The sequence below is a fragment of the Oligella sp. HMSC09E12 genome, assembly GCF_001808505.1.
GTDB lineage: Bacteria > Pseudomonadota > Gammaproteobacteria > Burkholderiales > Burkholderiaceae_B > Oligella > Oligella urethralis.
In genome coordinates this window covers 1-1,283 of sequence record NZ_KV793580.1, presented here as the reverse complement: position 1 = coordinate 1,283, position 1,283 = coordinate 1, and the positions used below count along the sequence as shown (strand labels likewise).

The following is a 1,283-nucleotide window of genomic DNA, read 5'->3' as shown; positions in this document are numbered from 1 at the left end:
TATCAGCCAAGACCCGATCGGCTTGATGGGAGGGCTTAACCTCTATCAATACGCCCCGAACCCGGTGGAGTGGGTGGATCCGTTGGGGTGGAAAACTCGCTCTAGTACATTGCAAAGACTTTGGAAAGATTATGTCGGACAGCCTCATGTTTTCGCAGAAATTCATCATGGTTTCCCTGAAGAGTTTGCAGATAGATTTAAAAGATTAGCTGATATTGATGTTAATAATCCGAAATATTTCTTTAATCTCTCGCCTGAAAGACATAGATTAACTAGAGGTAGAGGTGTACATACTAATAGTTCTAGAGTTGGCAAGAATTGGAACAAAGTATTTGATGGTTTGTTAGATTATGTTGAAAAACAAGGAATGGATAAAGAAACAGCTAAAGATTTCCTTGAAAAACGACTGAGAGATTTAGCAAGAAAAGAAAAAATCGGTAAATATTCTGCTGACGCAGTAAAAAATAGACCTTGTAAGTGATCTAGTTAACATGGATAAAGGAGATAAAATGAAACTGATTAACTCAAATGAGCTTTTTAACTTCCTTGAAAAACTTGATCCTGTCATTAAAGATAAAGGTAGAATCCCTCAAATTGATACAAAATATACTGAGTTCATTCATCAGTATAAAGAGGTTAGTATTACACCGGATATTGTGTTATATGGCTATCAGAAGGCGATTGAGTGGAATAAGCGAGCATCCGATAATAATTTGCCACGAAATTTGTGGCTTATAGGGCAGTCAGGGCAAGGAGATGAATGGTTTTTGAATGAACAAACCAAAACCGTATTCTTTTTTGACCATAATCAGGGGGAATATGGGGGATTAGAGAATTTTTTAAATCTGCAGATTGATTTCACCGGTTTTCTTAGGATGGGTTTTTTGCTTGCGAAGTTAGAGCAGAGACTTGAAAAAGACCAAAGTATAGATGAATTTAAGCAGGAAGTCATGGGACTAATGAATAGTATTCACCCTCAATTATTTGAGATGTTTCCTTATAAATATTTCGATTGATTGATGAGGCCTGTAAATAATTTTGTGTAACTTCCTTTAATCCGATATCCTTCATAGGAGTATTTCACATGGAAAGTTACGTGCCCAAAGACGGCATCATTCAATCGTTAATCCCTAAAGCCGAGCGATGGCAATAGCATTGAAGCACTCGCAGACAAGCTGCGTAAGCAACTGTATGAGGCAGCCTTGGCAGGTATTTGTCAAGCGAGTTATCCAATCTGATTTGCACGCTCCGCCCCGATGGTCGTGAGGTGGATTATTTGCGCT

General features: G+C 38.3%; 2 protein-coding genes. Both read left to right on the top strand.

Annotated elements, in window-relative coordinates; all coding sequences use genetic code 11:
- The coding region (locus HMPREF3179_RS12505; protein WP_246824395.1) for an RHS repeat-associated core domain-containing protein at positions 1-481 on the top strand (481 nt) is incomplete at its 5' end.
- A gap of 28 nt (positions 482-509) precedes the next feature.
- Complete coding sequence (locus tag HMPREF3179_RS06170) at positions 510-1,016, top strand: hypothetical protein (RefSeq protein WP_210398756.1); 507 nt, start codon at positions 510-512, stop codon at positions 1,014-1,016.
- Positions 1,017-1,283: the final 267 nt, after the last annotated feature.